Here is a 19270-nt window from a genome sequence, read left to right on the forward strand (position 1 = left end):
AAATATTTGAGGTCTCCGCTTTCTTCCAAGAAGTTTCGAGAGTTATTAATCACTCCCTATCATCAAGTTGCCGGTAAGCAAAGCTTATCCTCAAAATCCAATACTTTTTTCTAGGTTGAGCTATATTGATCAAAAATAGTTGTCGTTGCTCAAAATCGCGATAAACTCTTACTACTTACTGGAAAAACTAGAGAAATTTAGAAATTTAATAGATGCTAAAGGTTCTGTATTTGCAATTATCAAAGAAATTGCGGATCAAAGTAATTTAGTTGCTGAACTGATTGACACGCTTCAAATAGTCACGTTGCCAGCCAATAATTATCTGGACGGGAAGTATGATGATATAGACTGGACTGAAATACAAGATAAAACACTGTTATTGCGAGATAAGTCCATCTCGGTGTGTCGGGTGATAGAAGCAGTTCCAACAAGGAAATTTTTTGCTGGCATTGCAAACCTCGAAGAAGCAATTAATGAACTTATTCACGAATTAGGTGGAGATCACAACCTCTTTGCTGGTCTTCTTAATCATTTAGAGAACTTTAGTGAGAGTTATGAGCGTTTCCTTCGGAAGGACTCCTACAGATATGTTATTGATATTGTTTACTCTGCCAAGAATTCAATCGAGAGTTTTGAAACCATAGTTGGCTTTATTGACTCTTTAAGAAGAAATTTGCTGGAGCAGGTTGAATATGGAGAATCTTTTCAGGAGATGACCATTTTTTTGACCTCTAGCTATTTATGTAAAGAGTTTATTGAAAAATTAAACGCGATTCAAGAAATATACTCGGAATTATGTTTACTCATAAACGTTTTTGAGCTTGAGTTTCCTCTTAAAATCATCAAAATAGAATCAGGTAGTTTGTTTGCAAAAAACTTTGGGGAAGCCAAAGTCATAAACATACTTGGAGAACTTGTTAAAGATACAATTTCATTCTTTTACAGGAAATATACTAATGAAGGTAAGATTCAGGCGATTTCCAGGCAAACTGAAGTTATAGAAAGTGTTCTTGAGCTAAACAAAAAACTTGAGCAGGCAGGAATTGACACTAGTGAATCGAAAGAGGGGATTCGTAAATCGGCTGTGATTATAGCTGACAAGCTAAATCACCTTTTGCTAGGTGAACCAGAAATCGAGTTGAATAGAGAATTTATATCACTTGATAGTAAGTTTAAGCAAAAATATATGGAAGGTAGTCGAGTATTTCTGCTTAAAGGTAGTGATCCTGAATTAGAAGATAAAGGTTAGTTAGTTGATGACTAACATAGATTAAGTAAGCATGGTTGTAGACGATTCAATTAAAATTAAAGTGTCAGCTTCTGTTGGAGCATTGTTGTATGTCTTTGCAAGAGCTTAAGGAAAAAGCATTTTAGCTTTCTGTAGATGATCGCTTCCCCTTCATAGAAAGGCGATCGCCTTCATTGAGTAATATTTGCTGCGGCTAGTTCTGACCGTTGAGTTTCTGTCTCTAATGTAGAGTTAAGTCATACACATAACTCAGCGAGAAATGTGAGGAAATGATATGACAGAGCAACTACCAAACTGTGTTACTGCTCCTCCTTTATGGCAACTAATCACTTGGATTGCCGATCCGCTCGGTTCTCAAGATCGATACAGCCAGAAGTATGGAGATATTTTTACTGTACGGCTGAATAGCACTAGACCTTATGTGGTGATTGGCAATCCGCAAGTCATTCAAGAGATTTTTAATCAAGATTCTAAGTTTGATATCGGTTGCGGAAATGCTCTTGCAGAACCGTTGGTAGGGCGAAACTCCCTGATGTTGTTGGATGGCGATCGCCATCGACGAGAACGCAAATTGTTAATGCCACCCTTTCATGGGGAAAGGCTACAAACTTACGCTAAACAAATTTGCCTGATTACTGAACAAGTTGCTAGCCAGTGGCAGGTTGGTCAGCCTTTTGTGGCGCGAACTGCCATGCAACAAATTAGCCTGGAAGTAATTTTGCAAGTTGTCTTTGGATTGAGTGAAGGAGAGCGTTATCAGCAGCTTAAACCCCTCCTGACGGATTGGATAAACATGACTGATTCTCCCCTTCGATCCAGCATGTTATTTTTCGAGTTTCTACAACAAGATTGGGGCACATGGACTCCTTGGGGGCGAATGAGACAGCGTCAGCGTCAGGTTCACAGCTTACTCCAGGCAGAGATTGAAGAGAGAAGAGTGAGTGAAACCGAGGGACGTACTGATGTGCTGAGCTTGATGCTATCGGCACGAGATGAAAATGGGCAAGCGATGACTGATGATGAATTAAGAGATGAGTTGTTGACAATTTTGTTTGCAGGACATGAAACTACAGCAACGACTCTTGCCTGGGCTTTTTATCAAATTCATCAACAGTCAAATGTTCGTGAGAAGCTGCTTAAGGAATTAGACAGTATAGGGGAAGCATCCCCTATGAAAATTGCTCAACTTTCCTATCTGACGGCAGTTTGTCAAGAAACGCTGCGAATGTATCCAGTCCTTCCTATCATTTTTCCGCGCATTGCTAAGTCACCTGTGAAGATCGGAGGATATTTGTTTGAGGCTGGGACAACTTTAATGCCGACGATTTATCTAGTGCATTACCGCGAGGACTTGTATCCCAATGCTCAACAGTTTAAGCCAGAACGTTTTTTGGAGCGGCAGTACTCTCCTTCTGAATACTTCCCTTTTGGAGGTGGAAGTCGGCGGTGTTTGGGATACGCCTTGGCTCAGTTAGAGATGAAACTGGTTCTCGCGACAATCCTATCCAAGTATGAACTTGCTTTGGCGGAGGATAAACCCGTTAAGATGCAACGTCGTGGGTTTACGCTTGCTCCGACAGGTGGGGTTCAGATGGTGATAACTGGGAAGCGGTAAAAGTGGTGTTGGGTTACGCTTTGCTTCACCCAACCTACGGGTCAGCATTCATATAAAATCAGGGCGATCGCTAAACCTTCATCAGCAAATGTGGCTAAACATTGCTCAGAGTAAACTTTGGTTTCACAGGCTTGATTCCTAGAGTGGCGGATCTATAGTGATAGATGAAGCTACAAAGCTTCCCTGGCAGATTTAACAGCCAAGTTCGAGAAACGTTCACACTACCACAGAGGTAAAAAGCGCTGTTTAATTCAAATCTGTCTCGTCCAACCCAACAGCACCCGCGCAGAACGTTGATATTTCCTACTTCTGGTTGACAAGGGAGCGCTGCAACTAATTGATTTGACCGATAGCTTGACCGTTTGACCGAAAGCTCAATTAGTGCAACTCTAGATAAAATCACGAAAGAGAGGAAGTCACTCAGCTAGTAACGGTTTGGGTGCTGTTGTTGTTTTAAACAAGGGGCAGGTAGAAGCGCGTTATGGCGATTATTGCCGTTAAAGCCTGGTATCTTCCAGAGTATGAACCGATTCAGGAATTAGAGAAGCGTTCCTACGATCTGCGCCTCAGCAAAAAGAGCTTGCTTAAGTCAGCATTGCGGGCTGACTTTTTAGATGAAATTGACGAAGTTAAGCAGTCTGATTGGTTTCGGCGCTACCTAGAAGGTGACTCGGTTGAGTTCTACATCGAGGGCAGCGGTACGTATGCGATCGCCAATATCGATTTAACCAGCCATGAAGTTTACTTCACCAAGCTAGATGTGATGGCGAATCTCGATCCGACGATTTTCCTTTGCTATCAGACAGAGTATTCTCAGTCGAGCGATTTGCTACGGGAGGAACTACAAGATTTGATTGAGCGGTTTAATAAGCGATCGCGCCTGCCGCTCAAGTTAGAAGAATCCCATCGGCTGAGTGAAGGCCCGGTCAGGTTGAGCAGTACTTTAATGCGAAAAATTCGACGGACGTTACTGTTTATTGCAGACAGTACGCCGATTTTGCAGGTCGATGGAGATCCGCCGCAGTTGATCCCCAGCCCCAAGGTTTGTGTCGAGGTTGGTTATGCGCTACAGGCAAAACGAGCAGAACAGATTTTGCTAACGCAAATGGAGCGATCGGATGTAGCGGGGCAGTTTCCGTTTGATGTGCCCAGTCGTAATCATCTCTTGTTTCGAAATAAAACAGAATTGAGGAAAACCTTGCCTCAAGCGATCGAATCTCATCTGCAACAGTTCAATCTGCTGCAATCGTAGTGCGATGTGCAACGAATCGCGTCTCCACAATTATTTTGGTTTAATTGTAGGGTTGTAGGAACAAGATTAAAGTTTATGGTAGATAATCCAGGTTCAGAAGATGCGGTGATGGGAGGGCGTGAAAAGTCCAAAAGCCGTTACGCCAGAACGCCAACAGAGTATGCAGTTCACCTGATGATTGAGGGCGGACATCGCGAGGAAGTGCGCTTTGCCACGATTCAAGAATTTCAGAAATGGTACAGCGGCGAACTCGTGCCCAAGTCGAGTTCTGATGACTTTATCAGCGTCCCAATTAAAAACATTCAGGGCGAGTACATGGTGATCCGTCCCTCCCGCGTGATTGCCATTCGAGTAGAACCGATATTTAGCTCTAGCGTTGATCGGTTTTAGCGAAAGGATGGGAGCCAGTCCTCGTTCCCAGGTTTTACCTGGGAATGCCCCTCAAGTAGCTCTGCCACTACTTAGCTTTAGGAGGCACTTCCAATTGTGGATTCCAAGGCAGAGCCTTGGAACGAGTTTTTTCACTTACTGCCTACCGCCCTGTAATGAAAGCGATCGCCCTTTTCTGTCTGAGCCTGAGTCTAGTACTGGGTGTAGCTCTGGTAGCTGTTGGGTCTGAGGACACTCCTTTAAGGCGAGTTGATCCGATGTCACTAGAGCAGCAAAGTTCTGAGTCAGGGCTGTTGCCTGATGAGTCTTTGGCAAGCTTGAGTCAGCGTCAAACCCTATTAGCGGCGATCGCCCATAGCCTTCACTATTTGCAGACCCCGGCAGCAGCAGAGGACTACAGGCAGCATCCCGTGCCGGGAATTACACGCGATCGCGTCCAGCGCAGTTTAGAGCGGTTTCGGCAGCTTGTGCTGGCACATCCTGCTCCGGCTCAGCTACAGATTGCGGTGCTGCGAGAGTTTGACTTTTATCAGGCGATCGGCACTGACGGCGCAGGCACGGTTGAGTTTACCGGTTACTTTGAGCCGACCTATCATGCCAGTCGGGTTCGCACTGCTGAGTACCCATATCCGCTCTATCGTGTGCCGCCTAACCTGGCGCAATGGGCACAGCCCCATCCAACACGGCTGCAGCTTGAAGGTACAGACGGGTTGCAGGGTTCAGCGGGGTTGTTGAGAGGGCTGGAGATGGTGTGGCTGAGCGATCGCCTTGAAGCTTTCTTGGTGCAGGTGCAGGGATCAGCCCGTCTCCAGCTTACAGACGGCAGCACGATGACCGTTGGCTACGCTGGACGTACCGAATATCCCTACGCCAGCCTGGGACGAGAACTGGTGAATGACGGCAAATTTACTTTAGAAGAGTTGTCGCTTCCCGTTCTAATTCAATATTTTGAGCAAAATCCGGCTGATTTAGACCTGTACATTCCGCGCAACAACCGCTTTGTATTTTTCCAGGAAACCAGAGGATCAGCGGCGATCGGTAGCCTTGGCGTACCCGTCACCGCAGAGCGGTCGATTGCTACTGACAAATCCCTCATGCCACCGGGAGCTTTAGCACTGATTCAAACTCAGATTCCCTACACGAATTTTGCTGGAGAATTAGAACCCCGATCCGTCAGCCGTTTTGTGTTGGATCAGGATACAGGTGGGGCAATTCGAGGAGCAGGACGAGTCGATATTTTTATGGGAACGGGAGAGCAGGCGGGCGATCGCGCCGGACTAATCAACGGTACCGGACAACTCTATTACCTGTTGCTCAAAGATTAGCCATACTATAAATCAACAAAGACTATTTAAAAATAGACTGATTGATGAGTAATTCACCCACTCAGCCAAAGCCAGATACGTGGATCTCGTCAACCTGGAATGAGTACATTCAGGCGATTGAAAATCCTGCTTATGCGTCAGCTAAAAGTTATTACTGGAATGGCAAATTAAGGCTGGAAATGACACCTTTGGGGCACGATCACGCCAGTGACAACACAATTATTACTTTTGCGGTTAATCTTTTTTGCAGCATCAAAGAAATCCTAGTCAACGGGTTAACAAACTGCACCTATCGCAAGACTGGAGTGCAAGAAGCTCAACCGGATGTGTCCTACTACGTTGGGGAGAATGCGGATGCTATGCCTTGGGGAACCTCAGTTATTAATCTAGGAACCTATCCTGCACCTGATTTAGTGATTGAAGTTGCTAATAGTTCTCTGGCAGATGATAAGGATGAGAAGCGATTGCTTTATGAAGATATTGGTGTTTCTGAATACTGGATTGTAGACGTACAGAATGTGCAAATTATTGCCTTTGCGATCGCCGATCGTGGCAGCAGGCGAATTGAGCAATCTAATATTTCACCAAGTTTAGAGATTTCTCTTTTAGAAGAAGCTTTGCACCGTACTCGTCAGGTTAATCAATCTCAAGTTTGTGCCTGGTTGCTTCAGCAATTTCAGGCAAATTTGTAAGTTCAAAATAAATCCCAAATTATGATCAAAGAGATTAAACAACTCTGATCTGAATCTATTCCATCGCTTATGCACCATCTAAAGCTATGCTTGACAGGTTGCTATCGTAGGTTGAATCCAAGCAAGAGCAAACAGACCCAGCCGTCAAAACTGGGTTAACCTGCCCCAGCGAAATCTATGGATACTCCGTTTGAGATTACGCTACAGATGGTAATGACCGTCATAGCCGGGATTAGCGCTCAGGTTGTGGCAGATTACCTGAAAGTACCTAGCATCGTATTCCTGCTGCTGTTTGGAATTTTGCTGGGTTCTGATGGCATCGGCATACTTCACCCCAACGTTCTGGGAACGGGGCTGGAGGTGATTGTTGCTCTCTCGGTGGCACTGATTCTATTTGAAGGCGGCTTAAACCTGGAACTGCGGGAAATTGGCAGAGTTTCGGGAAGCTTACGCAATCTTGTTACCTTCGGCACTCTGATTACTTTGCTGGGCGGCGGCATGGCAGCCCACTGGCTGGGTGAGTTTCCCTGGGCGATCGCCTTTCTCTACGCAGCACTAGTCGTTGTCACTGGCCCAACTGTCATCAGTCCGCTGCTGAAGCAGGTAAAAGTCGATCGCCAGGTTTCTGCTTTGTTAGAGGGCGAAGGGGTTCTAATTGACCCTGTTGGCGCAATTTTGGCGGTCGTTGTCCTGGACATTATTCTCAACGGAGATACCGATCCCCTCTACGTCGTCAGCGGTCTAGTGATTCGCTTGGGGATCGGTGCAGGCATTGGGGCAGCCGGTGGCTGGCTGTTGGGGTTAATCCTCAAACGCGCAGACTTTCTCTCTGATGAGTTGAAGAATTTGGTCGTCCTGGCAGGCTTGTGGGGACTGTTTGGTCTAGCTCAAACGATTCGCAGTGAAGCTGGACTGATGACCACCGTCGTTGCTGGAATCGTGCTGCGTGCCTCCTCCGTTCCTGAAGAACGGCTGCTGAGACGATTTAAGGGACAGTTAACCATCCTGGCAGTTTCAGTATTGTTTATTCTGCTAGCTGCTGATTTGTCTTTGGCTAGCGTCTTCGCCCTGGGTCGCGGCGCAATCTTAACGGTAGCAGTGCTGATGTTTGTGATCCGCCCAATCACGGTTTGGCTTTGCACCTGGAATAGCGGACTGAATTGGCGGCAAAAGCTATTTGTCTGCTGGGTTGCCCCCAAAGGAATTGTTTCTGCCTCGGTTGCCTCTTTGTTTGCAATTCTGCTCACGGAGCGGGGGATCAACGGGGGTGACTCGATCAAGGCGCTGGTCTTCCTCACGATCCTTTCGACTGTATTTTTGCAAGGGCTGACCGCAGGATGGGTTGCCCGTTTGCTTCGGATTACCTCAACTCAGGCAACCGGAGCTGTGATTGTGGGCTGTAATCCGGTGAGCCGCTTAATTGCACGGATATTTAAAGATCGGGGAGAATTAGCCGTTTTAATCGATACCGACCAGGAAGCCTGTCGAGAAGCTGAGCTAGAAAATATCACCGTATTTGCCAGCAGCGCTTTAGATACTGAGGTGCTAGAAAAGGCAGGTCTAGCAACGGCAGGAACGTTTTTGGCGATGACCAACAACGGCGAAGTGAATTTGGTGTTGGCACAACGAGCCGCCGAGGAATTTAGCCCACCTAGAGTTTTGGCAGTGCTACCGCCAAGCGAGTCGCAGAACGCAAACCCAGCCGCTAAAACCAAAGCTCAACCCGCTTTTATGGCGCAAATGCCGCTCAAAACCTGGAATCGCTATCTCAGCGACGGGTCCGTGAAACTGGGTGAAACGACATTGCGGGAGTCGGGTCTATTGTTTCAGCAGGCGCATCTCAGAGCCCTGATTCGGGCAGAGGAACTGGTGCCGCTGCTGGTTGAGCGAGAAGGTCGGTTGCTGGTGGTGACTGCGGCAGAAGACTGGCAGGTAGGCGATCGCATCATTTACTTGCTCCACGACCCACGCCCCAAACTGCTCAAACGTTTGTCAGGTGGGATACCTCAAACCCGTCTTGCGATTGAGAAGCTGTCTGAGGTAGAAGAAATTCCGATTCCTGCTTCGCCTCTATCAGAATCGTTGTCCCAAGAATTGTTAAAAGAACCGACAGAGGCAGAAGCGGCTCAATCGTCAACTTCGAGCTAAGGACTTGTCAAAATCTCCATAACCGACTACTGGTTAGACTTGAGGAAGTAGCGATCGCAAAATTTGACCGATCGATTGTGACCCCTGAACCCTGACCGACTGACAAGGAAAACCCTGATGAAGCGCAAGAATCATAAAGTCGTTGCATTGGTAGCCCAGAGCGGTATCGCCCTTTCCTTTTTGCTAGGGTCGATTGGGTTTGTGGCTCTGCCTGCGCGATCGGCAGAATCGCTGACAGAGTTAGATTCTTCTAAGTTGATCCTGGCGCAACGGCTGACAGCAGAAGAGCGCGAAGAACTGGAGCGACTGCGCGAAGCACAGCAAACCCAGGAACAGGTACAGGCTGAAGCCAATCAAGTTTTTAGCCGCACAACGACATTGTTTAACGTTTTGCTGGCAGTACTGGCGCTGTTGCTGGTGGGGGCGATCGCAGGCCTCTGGCTATTGAGAAGAGCTGTAATTCGAGAAGTAACGGCGATCGCCAAAAACCACGTTAAGGAGTTGGGCGACCTGGAAGGCGAAATCGTCAAAACTAAGGCGGAAGTCGATTCGATTCTGCAAGAAGCTGAAGATATCGCTGACGAGCTAAGCCAGTATGCCGACAAGTTTCAGGCTGAAGTGGGCAGCAAGCGTGATGTTTTGTCGAAACTGATCGCTGAAATCACTCAGCTTAAAGACAAGACTGCTGCTGAGTTTGAGACACATCTGAAAGCAATTCAACAAAAGCTGGATGATTCAGAATCCACCTTGGCGGCTCAGTTGTCTGAGGTTCAGGTGAATGTGGTGAACCGGAAAGACCAGACGCTACAACACCTGGTGACTTCAGAGCAAGATTTTACTAGCCAGCTAGACGAATTGCGATCGCACACGATTTCCCAGAAAGATCAGGTCTTGCAAAACCTGAGTGAAGCAGAACAAAACTTTGGGGTACAGTTGAACGAATTGGGAGCAGGGGCGATCGCCCGCAAAGACCAATCTCTGCAACACCTGGAGCAATCCGAACAAGAATTTGTCGCTCGTCTAGCTGCCCTGCAATCCGAAGTTACGACGCAAAAAGATCATGTGTTTGAACGCCTGGGTGGACTGGAAGCAGAACTAGCTCCCAAGTTTAACGAGCTTCAGCAGAGCGCAGCGTCTCAAATTCAGCAGCAGCGCGACTCTATTTTGCTGTACCTGAAGACGCTAGAGTCGGAAGTTGCGTCACAGATGAATGCGCTTCAATCAGACGCACAAGGACATAAAGACGGCACGCTACAAAACCTGAAAAAACTGGAGTCTGATCTGGCAGCTCAGTCTGCATCCCTGCGGGCTAGCGCTCAAAATCGTCAGGCAGAAACCCTGCAAAACTTGGAAAAACTAGAATCTGACGCAGAAACGCGGCTTGCTGAAGTGCAGCAAGGCGTTCAAGGGCTCAGAGATGAGACGTTGCAAAACCTGGAGCGCTTGCAGGCACAGGCAGAAACCCAACTGGCTGAGCTACTTCAGGGCATTCAGGGACGCAGAGAAGAAGTGCTGCAGAATCTGGATGGCTTGCAGTCAGGATTTTCTGACCAGCTCTCTCAGCTTCAGCAGGGCGCACAGGGAATGAGAGATGTGGCGCTGGAAAATCTAGACAGGCTCCGGTCTGAAATTGAGGCGCAGCTTACCGAACTGCAAACTGCCTCTGATGAGCGCAAGCAGCGCATCTTTGAGAACCTGGAGAAGATGGAGGCTGAGCTAGCGAACCAATTGTCTGAGGTGAAATCAGATGCGCGATCGCAAAAAGACATTATTCGCCAAAATGTAGAGAAACTGGAAACCCGATTTGCAGCAAAGGTATCTGAGCTAGAGTCTACTTTGCAAACTGACGTGCAAAAGGAAAAAGACGGGATTCTGCAAAACTTGCAAAAGCTGGAAGCAGAAATTGCTAACCAGCTATCCGCCGTTCAATCCGATGCTCAGAGCCGTAAAGAGCAAATCCTCCAGCAGCTTGCCGAAGTGTCGCCGCAGTTCATTGCCGAATCGTTTGAGTCTGACCTTCAGCAACGCCTTCAGGAGATTGCCCAACAGCTAGAAACGCTGCGGTCAAACCGTCCTCAGCTATTCATGACGGCAGACGACTACATTACTCAGGGCAACACGCTATTTGAGGAAGGGCGCTACGAAGGGGCAATCGCTCAATACGATCAGGCGCTTGAGGTGCAGCCCAACAATCCTCAAGTTTGGTATCAGCGGGGTCGAAGCCTCCAGGAAATGCAGCAGCACGAGTCGGCGATCGCCAACTTTGACAAAGCTCTGGACTTTAACGCTGACATTCCTGCCATCTGGTATCACCGGGGCGTCAGCCTGAGAGAACTGAAGCGCTACGAAGATGCCTTTGCTGACTTAGACAAAGCCGTTCAAGTACAGCCACAGGACGCGAAAGCATGGCTCAACCGAGGATTAACCCTGAGTCGCTTGAAGCGCCAGGAAGATGCGATCGCCTCCTTCGATAAAGCCATTGACCTTAAATCCGACTACCACGAAGCCTGGGTCAATCGCGGCGTAGCACTAGGCACTCTGCAACGCCACGAAGAAGCCTTCAAAGCCTTTGACCGGGCTACCCAATGCCAACCCGATGACTCCGTCGCATGGCTCAATCGCGGCTTAGCGCTAGAAGAACTGGGTCGATTTGAAGATGCGCTTGCCTCTTTTGATCGCGTTCTCCGACTCAAGCCCGATTCTTTCAAAGCGCTAGACAAAAAAGGCTATGCCCTGGTGAAACTGGGACGCGACCGGGAAGCGATCGCCCAATTTGACAAAGCCCTCGACCTCAAACCCGACTACGCCAACGCCTACTACAACAAAGCTGTCTGCTATGTGCTGCAAGGAGAAGTCGATCCGGGGCTAGAGAATCTTCAACGGGCGATCGGACTCAACCGCAGATATCGCGACGATGCTAAAGCCGATCCCAGCTTTGATTCACTTTGGGAAGATGAGTGGTTCCGGCAGTTAGTGGAGGATTAGGGGCTAGGAAGTAGGGGCTAGGGGTTGAAAACTCCCTTATCCAGGAGGGTTTGGAACCTGAAACAGTCTTACAGCACACCCTAGCCCCTAGCCCCTAAAACAACGGTTCGTTAGCGATCGCCCCTAACCCTACAGAACCCAACAGCTCATCCAGGTTAGCGTTCACGGTCGGATCGTTAGGGTTGGCGCGGCTCAATTCGACTAGCGTCGAGAGCGCTTCATGCCAGATGCCTGCCTCAGCGTAGATGATTGGAATTTCCTGAGGCTGAGCAGTTTGAACCTGGTTGAGCAAGCTAGAGTCAGGTGCAACTCGCTGCACCCCACCCTGCACGCTCATATCGGCAGACCGCTCGTCGGCATTGCAGATAATCGTGAAATACCAGTAATAGCTTTCGCCCACTTCAAGGGGTCTTTGCCCCGCCTGTTCAGGCAGTTGAATGCTAGCGATTCCAGGATTTCCAGTGATTTCAAATGAGGTGCTGTAGACTAACTCGTCAGTGCCTTCGTGATAGAGGACAAACTCCGCTGTGGTCGCAGTGGTCGGGGGCAGATAGGCAAAGAAGGTTGGATAGGCTTGGGTGGTTAAGCCTAAGTTGGTTTCAGGCAGCAAGGCAACCAGTCCGCGATCGCTGGCTGCACAGGGCGCACTCCGCGACGCGCCAGCTTCACGGTTTCCGGGCGCTCCAATCGAAGGAGAATTAAATCGAATACTCGCCTGGGCACTGGTCACATTAGAAAAACTGGCGATCGCCGCCAAACTCAGCAGCAAGGTGACGGTTGATTTCACGAAACGGGGGGATAGCCTGACCATGACGATTATTCCTAGATTCTGTTCTGTGCTTCAGGTACTTTGAGCTAAATTACGGTTGCTGCAATGTGAAAATCTGGCAAAGTAATTCGCTCAAGGGGGCTTAGTGACGTTGATTGTGGTGTTGTTGCCAGTCTCACTTCTAGCAGCCGTTTAAACAACCGCAGTTTAGGATCTTAAGTCCGAACTTAAGCGCATCACAGAATTTCATTCACAAGGGGTCAGTCGCGACAGTTGCAGCACGACCTGATCGATCGCCTGTAGCATCGTGTCACCTGACACATTGGGCTGATTCGCCAGAATACTGAAGACAATCTCCCCATATTGTGGGTTATCCAAATAGCCAGATAAAGCTCTGACTCCGTTCAAGGTGCCGGTTTTGGCATGAACTCTACCTTGGGCAGACGTGTTGCGAAAACGGTTTCTTAGCGTTCCGCTAACTCCCCCCGTGGGCAGCGAAGAGTAGAAGAAATTGCCCCCGTCGGCGGACTCCATCGCTCTCAAAATTGCGACAAATGTAGCCGGACTGGCAACATTAGAACGAGACAATCCTGAACCATCGACTTGTCGGTAGCCGCTTGGGTCAACCCCTAACGGAGTTAACAGATTCCTGACCATTTGAGGTCCACCCAGCCGTTGCAAAAGATTGTCCGCATAGCCATTGTCACTGTTTAAGTTTGTGACTCGAATGATTTCTCGCATTGAAGCTGAATCATTCAAATTTTGCGGATCAAAAGTTTGCAAAGCAGCAGCAGTCGTTAACAGCTTCACATTAGAAGCAGGAATCAGAAGTTGATTAGAATTGCGGCTATAAAGTACATTTGATGAGTCTAGAGACTCAACTAAAACGCCCCATCTTCCACCTGCAAAACTAGGGCTATCAATGATGTTATTGATCACAGGTTCTAGGACATCTGGACAGATGCCATTGTTTCTTTGTTCTGGAGGTGGAACATAGATATCAACAGCATTCGATTGAACCAAAACTGCTGGATTTTCAACGGTTGCACCAGCTTTAGAATGAATAGGACTGCCAGCAACCAGCAGCACAGCAGTCAACGAGAGAGACTTCAGCCAATGGCTAATTCGATTCATGGAATTCGTAATCTTAGCGTGTGAGGAGGAAGGGTAGAGAATGCAGATCAATACCCTGCGGGCAAATTTACCATACAACGCTAAGTGAAGGATATCAGGATGGCGATCGCCCCCTCATCTCTTATCCTTCCCCTTCATACCCCTCGCCTCCTGTCACCTTTCCACGAAACACAACGTACTGGTAAAGGTTGTAAAACAGCATTACTGGAATCAAAAATCCGATAAAAATGATCATGATCACCAGTGAACTGGCATCGGCAGCTGCTTCATAGATCGTGATCTCAGTTGGAATGATGTAAGGAAAAACAACGAGCGCCAGTCCGATAAACGTCAGCACAAACAGCAAAATTGTCCAGATAAAGGGAGCGCGTTCTGCTTTGCGGTTGAGGCTTAACAGCAGTTGAGAAATCAGCAGAATTCCAATAACTGGAATCACGGCAAAAATATAAATCAATGGCTCTTGAAACAATCGGGCTCGGGCACTTTCATAAAAGATTGGAGTTGAAACCGTGATAAAAACTGCGCCAATGAGTGTCGTCCAGGCGGCAATTTTAGCCGTTCTGTAGTGGGTTTCCTGTAACTCTCCCTCAGTCTTCCATACGAGATAGGTTGAGCCGATTAGCACGTAGCCCTGGATTAGTGTGAGAGCCACCAGCACCGTTTGCCAGCTTAGCCAGTCCCAGGTGCCGCCGATGAAATGCCCGGCATCGTCGACCGCAATTCCCTTAAGCACCGCCCCCAGCGCAAACCCCTGCCCCAGTGCCGCCGTAAAGCTGCCGCCGCCGAAAGCGATGTTCCAGAAAAACTTGCGAGTGGCTTGTTCGCGAAATTCAAAGGCGACGGCACGGAAGATGAACCCAAAAACCATCAGAAAAATTGGGATGTAGAGCGCACTCAAAATCGTGCTGTAAGCCAGCGGAAATGCACCAAACAATCCCCCGCCCATCAACACCAGCCAGGTTTCGTTGGCATCCCAAATATTGCTGAGGCTGGTCATTAAAAGACCGCGTCGCTCGTCATCGTCGGAGGTAAGGGAAAGAATGCCTACGCCTAAGTCAAATCCGTCTAGCATCACGTAGAGGAAGAGAAATAGGGCCAAAATTCCAAACCAAACCTGTGGCAGGAAATACTCTAACGTTTCCATAAAACCTCTTTATTGCTGTGTTTCAACAGTCCGCTATTAGGGCGGCAAGGTTGGCTAACGTTAGCGTAACGTAGACGTTTATTCAACCGAGATAGTAAACACCCAATCTTTGTAATCTGGATCGCGGTTTTCAGTAATGGCAGAGAGCTTTTCGCGCAGCTTGTCGGTAACGGGGCGATGGGTGGGCAGTTTGAAGTTTTCGATGCGGCTAACAGGGGTGATTTTGGCCGCAGTGCCGCTGAGGAAGACTTCGTCAGCGATGAACAGTTCTGACTTATCGATGGGGCGCTCGGTGGCTTTGATACCCAGATCTCTGGCGATCGTTAAGACGCTGTCCCGCGTAATGCCTTCCAGAATGTCTTGCTCATATCCGGGGGTGAAGATCTCGCCATTTCTGACGATGAAGATGTTCATCCCGGAGGCTTCGCTGACCTTGCCCTGGGAATTCATCAGGATTGATTCGTCGAAGCCAGATTCAACGGCTTCCGTTTTGGCGAGGGAGGAGGTGATGTAGGCTCCGCTGATTTTGCCGCGCAGGGGTAAGCTGCGATCTTCTTGCCGATACCAGGAGCTAATGCGGCAGCTTACGCCTTCAGGTGAGAGGTAGTCGCCCAGCTCTAAACCGTAGATGAAAAAGTCTTTTTTTACATTGTGCAAGCGGGGAGCAATGCCCAAGTCTGAGGTGTAGACAAAGGGGCGAATGTAGAACGAGGTGGCGGGTTTGTTCTTTTGAACAAAGTCTGTGATGATCTGCTGAATTTTGTCGGCGGGTAGGTCGTAGTGCAGCAGTCGGGCGCTGTTGCTCAGCCGTTGACAGTGGCGATCGAGCCGAAACAGCAAAATTTGCTTAGGGTTTTGCGGATCAGGAATACCGCGCAGTCCACCAAAGGCTCCAGTCCCATAGTGCAGAGCGTGGGTTGCAATAGAAATTTTTGCCTGGTTAAACGGAACGAACTGATTTTCAAAGTAAGCGACGGGCAAAAAGTCATGCATAGTAAAGGTAAACCTCTGGAAGTTGGATGGACTACCCCAGTACATCAAATTAGCATTACTTACTATAAGTGATCTGTATGACTGGGGTGTCAGGATGTGAGACAGAAATTTACTGGGGCAGAATCCTATTCACGCAGGAAGAACGTTGCATGGCGAAGTTGATTTTGGTGCGACACGGGCAAAGTACCTGGAATGCGGCAAACCGCTTTACCGGATGGGTCGATGTGCCGCTGAACCATGTGGGAAGACGGGAGGCGATCGCCGCTGCCCAAAAAATCAGCCCCTACCAAATCAACGTCGCCTTTACCAGTCTGCTGATGCGGGCAATGGAAACGGCTGCAATTTGTCTAACAGAATGTGTCGGCGTTTGCGGTGGCAAAAGTCCTGTGTTTAAGCATGAGGCAGACGACCCCGACTGGCACGGCTGGGACAGATATAGCGGCGACCACAGCCATGAAGTTCCTATTTTCATGTCTTCGTCACTGGATGAGCGCTACTATGGCGACCTTCAAGGATTTAACAAGGCGGAAATGGCGCAGCAGTTTGGGGAAGAGGTGGTTCACCAATGGCGGCGATCTTTTTCGATTCGTCCACCTGGGGGAGAAAGCCTGGAAGACACAGTGGCTCGAACGGTACCCTTTTTTCTCGATCGCATTCTCAAGCATCTGACGACGGGCGATAACGTCCTAGTTGCTGCTCACGGAAATTCTTTGCGTGCCCTGATTATGCAGCTTGACCAGCTAGAACCCGATGAAGTGCCTGCTCTGGAACTGGCAACCGGAATTCCAATTGTCTATGAGATCACATCAAAGGGCGAAATAACACACAAGACTGTGTTGGTATAAACAGGTTTACCAAGTTCTAGATTTCAGCACTATTTGTAGCGTGGTTGCTCATGAGCAAGGTATTGGATACATCACTTGTCAGCCGACGATAAACACCTTGCGACAGCCAGCGAGGATAGAACAATTAAGCTGTGACAGATACAGGCAGTTGCCAAGCCAAATTAACCAGTGTATCCAAACCTATCAGCAGGTTTAGCTGCTTGATTGAACTGGACTGCTTAAAGTCCCCTTTCACAGCACATTTCTACTTCCATGAACCACAAACTCCTGTAGGAGCAGTTCGCGAACTGCCCCTACGTCATTGCTTATGTATCTGAACATGGCTGTAAGCGTGGATGCCGGAATGATAGAAGTTACCGGAATGATAGAAGTTAAAGGTGTTGTTACTACTAGGCAGCGAGAAGATTAAGCAGGAGTTATATCACATAAATGATATTTATATTTTTCCTGTATTTGAATTTGCCTGAGTTATAACTAAACTACAAATATATCGAACTAAATACCTTCCGATGACTCATTTGAGGGGTATTTCTCCCCAGTAACACACTTAACACCATTTTGAGACTAGCTATGTTGAACCAAACCAAACCTACTCATTCATCAACTTGTGTTTTCATGGACTCTCAACTGTTTTCATTTGATGCACTGTATCCCATTCGCCAATGGTTAAACGGATTGGATATTCGCAATACCACAATGGCTCATTTCATCTGTCGCACCGTTCCCGTGCAGTGTCCGTTTGAGCGCGACATCTGTTTGTTTGGTCGCAAAATTGCCCATATTCCGCCACTGTGCAAACTGAATCCACTGTATGAGGAAGTGGTTGGTTTACGGTTTCGAGCGCTTTGTTATTTAGCTGATGAGTGTGGTGAGGATGTGCGGTGCTATTGCTGATTTGCAGCTTTGCATAATTACCCGACTGCGAAAGTGGTGATTATATAGTTGCTTGATGCGATCGCACTCTTCCAGGGTCAGCAGCGAATCCGGTTTGACAAAGCCGCAAGTATTCAACGTTGCTAAACTTTGGTTTTAAGCTGCCAGGCTCTTTCCCCAATGAGAGTGAGACTTGAACGATATTTTTCCTGGAATTGGTTTAAATAATCATTCGGAAGGTCAAGAAAAAAGATGTTGCTGAACTGTTCGGGAATGTCAGGCGGGGTAGGTGACCTGCTAATTTCTGGAAGCAACAGTAATCTGACATTTTCATTCAATAGGTAACTCAGAGAAACGACATTGCCAGGATTAGTAGCGAAGGCATCACTTACAACAATCGGATTCTCTGAAGCGTTAATGATTTTAGCAATCTTGGGGTTGTCGTAGCTGACAACTTTGTTCCACCAGGTTTCAGCTTGGCTACTCATAGCGCAAGAAAGAATGCCAGAGACGATTAGCAGACTGGCGATCGCCAGCCCCATTTGTCGCCAAAAAGCATGAATGGAACTGAGCCAAGCTGCAATCAGATAAGCAGTTGACAATTGCAGTCCTAAAAAGCAGGGAATTAGGTAACGAGTTACTGTAAAACGCTGACCGCCAATAATTAGATCAGGTATTCCTAAAATTAGTGCGGTGGAGCCAATTAGCGTTAGTACAAAGAGCCAGACCCTCAGAGGAGTGTGGCTACAAAGGAAATAAAGCGAATAGAGCTGAAGCAATAGAAAGGGAACGATTAGCCAATAAACGCCAGGGCTATCAATTCTGTGACCAAAATCAACAAAGCTGCGGCTGAAATTTAAGGCAGAAAGCTGCAAAGAAATTAACGGAGGTAAAGAAATGCTTGACCAAGCAGAAGTTGCCCTGACAATTTCGATGTAAGTGAAGATGAAGTAAAACCAGGGAAGTAAAACAATGAGCGCAATGGTTGAGGTAATGACATAGGAAATAATCGATTTGTTAACTCGAAAATCTGTAAGAGACAGACTATAAGATGGGTTGATTGCTAATACATAAAGGCTGTGCCCGATCGCCACTAACCCTGTAAACAAGAAGGTGTAGAGGGAAACAATCAGCGACACCCCATAGACCGTCCAAGCAAATTTTGTCTGCCGTCGAATTGCATAAAGTAATGCTGCGCTACAGAGCAAAATGGTTGTAGCCCAGAGGCTATATTCTCGTGCCTCCTGAGCAAACAAAACTTGAAAGGGAGAGACTGCCATCAGGGCGAGCGCCACCCCTGCGACCAGACGTGACTCAAACAGTTCTAGGCAAAGCCAGTAGAGGCAGGGAAATATAAGCAAGCTGGAAATTGCCGAAAGGCTACGAATAGTTGAAATAGAAGTGCCAAATACCTGCGCCCACCAGTAGGCGATCGCATAATAAAGCGGCGGATGCTGAGCGTCCTCAATGCCTGAGAGGTACATTGCTAGCCAAAAGCCGCGATTGGGATCAATCTGCTGATACTCCTGTAGATCGGCTGGTGTGATGATGTTTCCATTGAACGCTCGCTCGACCAACTCACTACGAGTGTGAGCCGTAATTCGCAAAGAGGTATAAACTTCATCGTGCCAGTAAACTTTTTTATCAAGATTGATAAATCGAAAGATGATGCCAACGATTAACAGTCCAACGAGTGCGTACTTAAACCAGGCAGGCTGTAGCCTCCGAATCCCAGTTGATCGTCTCATGGCTTAATCCTTCGATTTTTGATTCAACGCGGTTTAAGGAAGTTCAACGGACTGGCAAAGGTATAAGGTATCACTCGGCGACCTTTTCTTACGAAAAGAATCAAATGC

Annotated in this window: 15 protein-coding genes; 10 read left to right on the plus strand and 5 right to left on the minus strand. The window is 47.8% G+C overall.

What is annotated here, in order from left to right; genetic code table 11:
• Positions 1-145 precede the first annotated feature (145 nt).
• The 8 genes from H6F88_RS25955 to H6F88_RS25990 all read left to right on the plus strand — a co-directional run bounded on the left by H6F88_RS25955 (position 146) and on the right by H6F88_RS25990 (position 11656).
• Positions 146-1249, plus strand: coding sequence for a hypothetical protein (locus tag H6F88_RS25955; protein ID WP_190645711.1), 1104 nt, complete (start codon positions 146-148; stop codon positions 1247-1249).
• 274 nt (positions 1250-1523) lie between these two features.
• Positions 1524-2864 carry a cytochrome P450 gene (locus H6F88_RS25960; protein ID WP_190645712.1) on the plus strand — a complete coding sequence of 447 codons (1341 nt, stop codon included), beginning with the start codon at positions 1524-1526 and terminating at the stop codon, positions 2862-2864.
• 481 nt (positions 2865-3345) lie between these two features.
• The gene (locus H6F88_RS25965) at positions 3346-4116 is read left to right on the plus strand and encodes a hypothetical protein (protein WP_190645713.1); all 771 of its coding nucleotides are present in this window, start codon (positions 3346-3348) and stop codon (positions 4114-4116) included.
• Positions 4117-4224: 108 nt separating this feature from the next.
• Positions 4225-4506: a hypothetical protein gene (locus H6F88_RS25970; protein WP_190645865.1), complete on the plus strand. Its 282-nt coding sequence runs from the start codon at positions 4225-4227 to the stop codon at positions 4504-4506.
• 116 nt (positions 4507-4622) lie between these two features.
• The gene (locus H6F88_RS25975) at positions 4623-5831 is read left to right on the plus strand and encodes a murein transglycosylase A (protein ID WP_242050714.1); all 1209 of its coding nucleotides are present in this window, start codon (positions 4623-4625) and stop codon (positions 5829-5831) included.
• 44 nt (positions 5832-5875) lie between these two features.
• Positions 5876-6523: a Uma2 family endonuclease gene (locus tag H6F88_RS25980; RefSeq protein WP_190645714.1), complete on the plus strand. Its 648-nt coding sequence runs from the start codon at positions 5876-5878 to the stop codon at positions 6521-6523.
• Between the two features lie 177 nt (positions 6524-6700).
• Positions 6701-8671, plus strand: a complete 1971-nt coding sequence (locus H6F88_RS25985; RefSeq protein WP_190645715.1) for a cation:proton antiporter — start codon at positions 6701-6703, stop codon at positions 8669-8671.
• A gap of 117 nt (positions 8672-8788) precedes the next feature.
• Complete coding sequence (locus tag H6F88_RS25990) at positions 8789-11656, plus strand: tetratricopeptide repeat protein (protein WP_190645716.1); 2868 nt, start codon at positions 8789-8791, stop codon at positions 11654-11656.
• 94 nt (positions 11657-11750) lie between these two features.
• On the opposite strand, the gene H6F88_RS25995 is transcribed toward H6F88_RS25990, so the two are convergent.
• From H6F88_RS25995 to H6F88_RS26010, 4 genes are all read right to left on the minus strand, one after another.
• Complete coding sequence (locus H6F88_RS25995; protein ID WP_190645717.1) at positions 11751-12467, minus strand: DUF928 domain-containing protein; 717 nt, start codon at positions 12465-12467, stop codon at positions 11751-11753.
• Positions 12468-12671: 204 nt separating this feature from the next.
• Positions 12672-13559: a D-alanyl-D-alanine carboxypeptidase gene (locus tag H6F88_RS26000; RefSeq protein WP_190645718.1), complete on the minus strand. Its 888-nt coding sequence runs from the start codon at positions 13557-13559 to the stop codon at positions 12672-12674.
• Between the two features lie 121 nt (positions 13560-13680).
• Positions 13681-14703 carry a cytochrome d ubiquinol oxidase subunit II gene (locus H6F88_RS26005; protein WP_190645719.1) on the minus strand — a complete coding sequence of 341 codons (1023 nt, stop codon included), beginning with the start codon at positions 14701-14703 and terminating at the stop codon, positions 13681-13683.
• Positions 14704-14781: 78 nt separating this feature from the next.
• Entirely contained in the window at positions 14782-15696 is a 915-nt protein-coding gene (locus H6F88_RS26010; RefSeq protein ID WP_190645720.1) for a branched-chain amino acid transaminase, read from the minus strand.
• A gap of 149 nt (positions 15697-15845) precedes the next feature.
• On the opposite strand from H6F88_RS26010, the gene H6F88_RS26015 reads away from it, so the two are divergent.
• Together H6F88_RS26015 and H6F88_RS26020 are read left to right on the plus strand one after the other, a co-directional pair.
• Positions 15846-16541, plus strand: a complete 696-nt coding sequence (locus H6F88_RS26015) for a 2,3-bisphosphoglycerate-dependent phosphoglycerate mutase (protein WP_190645721.1) — start codon at positions 15846-15848, stop codon at positions 16539-16541.
• A gap of 615 nt (positions 16542-17156) precedes the next feature.
• Positions 17157-17435, plus strand: a complete 279-nt coding sequence (locus H6F88_RS26020) for a Mo-dependent nitrogenase C-terminal domain-containing protein (RefSeq protein WP_242050715.1) — start codon at positions 17157-17159, stop codon at positions 17433-17435.
• 122 nt (positions 17436-17557) lie between these two features.
• Here the strand turns inward: H6F88_RS26020 and H6F88_RS26025 are convergent, their stop codons facing one another.
• Positions 17558-19162 (minus strand): glycosyltransferase family 39 protein, encoded by a 1605-nt coding sequence (locus H6F88_RS26025; RefSeq protein ID WP_190645723.1) that lies wholly within the window; start codon positions 19160-19162, stop codon positions 17558-17560.
• Positions 19163-19270 lie beyond the last annotated feature (108 nt).

The sequence above is a fragment of the Oculatella sp. FACHB-28 genome (assembly GCF_014696015.1).
GTDB lineage: Bacteria > Cyanobacteriota > Cyanobacteriia > Elainellales > Elainellaceae > JAAUTN01.

Bases quoted from the DNA above. Each gene is read 5' to 3' on its own strand.
- H6F88_RS26010 (WP_190645720.1), bottom strand. From the start codon at position 15,696: ATGCATGACTTTTTGCCCGTCGCTTACTTTGAAAATCAGTTCGTTCCG.
- H6F88_RS26005 (WP_190645719.1), bottom strand. From the start codon at position 14,703: ATGGAAACGTTAGAGTATTTCCTGCCACAGGTTTGGTTTGGAATTTTG.
- H6F88_RS26015 (WP_190645721.1), top strand. From the start codon at position 15,846: ATGGCGAAGTTGATTTTGGTGCGACACGGGCAAAGTACCTGGAATGCG.
- H6F88_RS25960 (WP_190645712.1), top strand. From the start codon at position 1,524: ATGACAGAGCAACTACCAAACTGTGTTACTGCTCCTCCTTTATGGCAA.
- H6F88_RS25985 (WP_190645715.1), top strand. From the start codon at position 6,701: ATGGATACTCCGTTTGAGATTACGCTACAGATGGTAATGACCGTCATA.
- H6F88_RS25995 (WP_190645717.1), bottom strand. From the start codon at position 12,467: ATGGTCAGGCTATCCCCCCGTTTCGTGAAATCAACCGTCACCTTGCTG.
- H6F88_RS26000 (WP_190645718.1), bottom strand. From the start codon at position 13,559: ATGAATCGAATTAGCCATTGGCTGAAGTCTCTCTCGTTGACTGCTGTG.
- H6F88_RS25980 (WP_190645714.1), top strand. From the start codon at position 5,876: ATGAGTAATTCACCCACTCAGCCAAAGCCAGATACGTGGATCTCGTCA.
- H6F88_RS26025 (WP_190645723.1), bottom strand. From the start codon at position 19,162: ATGAGACGATCAACTGGGATTCGGAGGCTACAGCCTGCCTGGTTTAAG.
- H6F88_RS26020 (WP_242050715.1), top strand. From the start codon at position 17,157: ATGGACTCTCAACTGTTTTCATTTGATGCACTGTATCCCATTCGCCAA.
- H6F88_RS25970 (WP_190645865.1), top strand. From the start codon at position 4,225: ATGGGAGGGCGTGAAAAGTCCAAAAGCCGTTACGCCAGAACGCCAACA.
- H6F88_RS25965 (WP_190645713.1), top strand. From the start codon at position 3,346: ATGGCGATTATTGCCGTTAAAGCCTGGTATCTTCCAGAGTATGAACCG.
- H6F88_RS25990 (WP_190645716.1), top strand. From the start codon at position 8,789: ATGAAGCGCAAGAATCATAAAGTCGTTGCATTGGTAGCCCAGAGCGGT.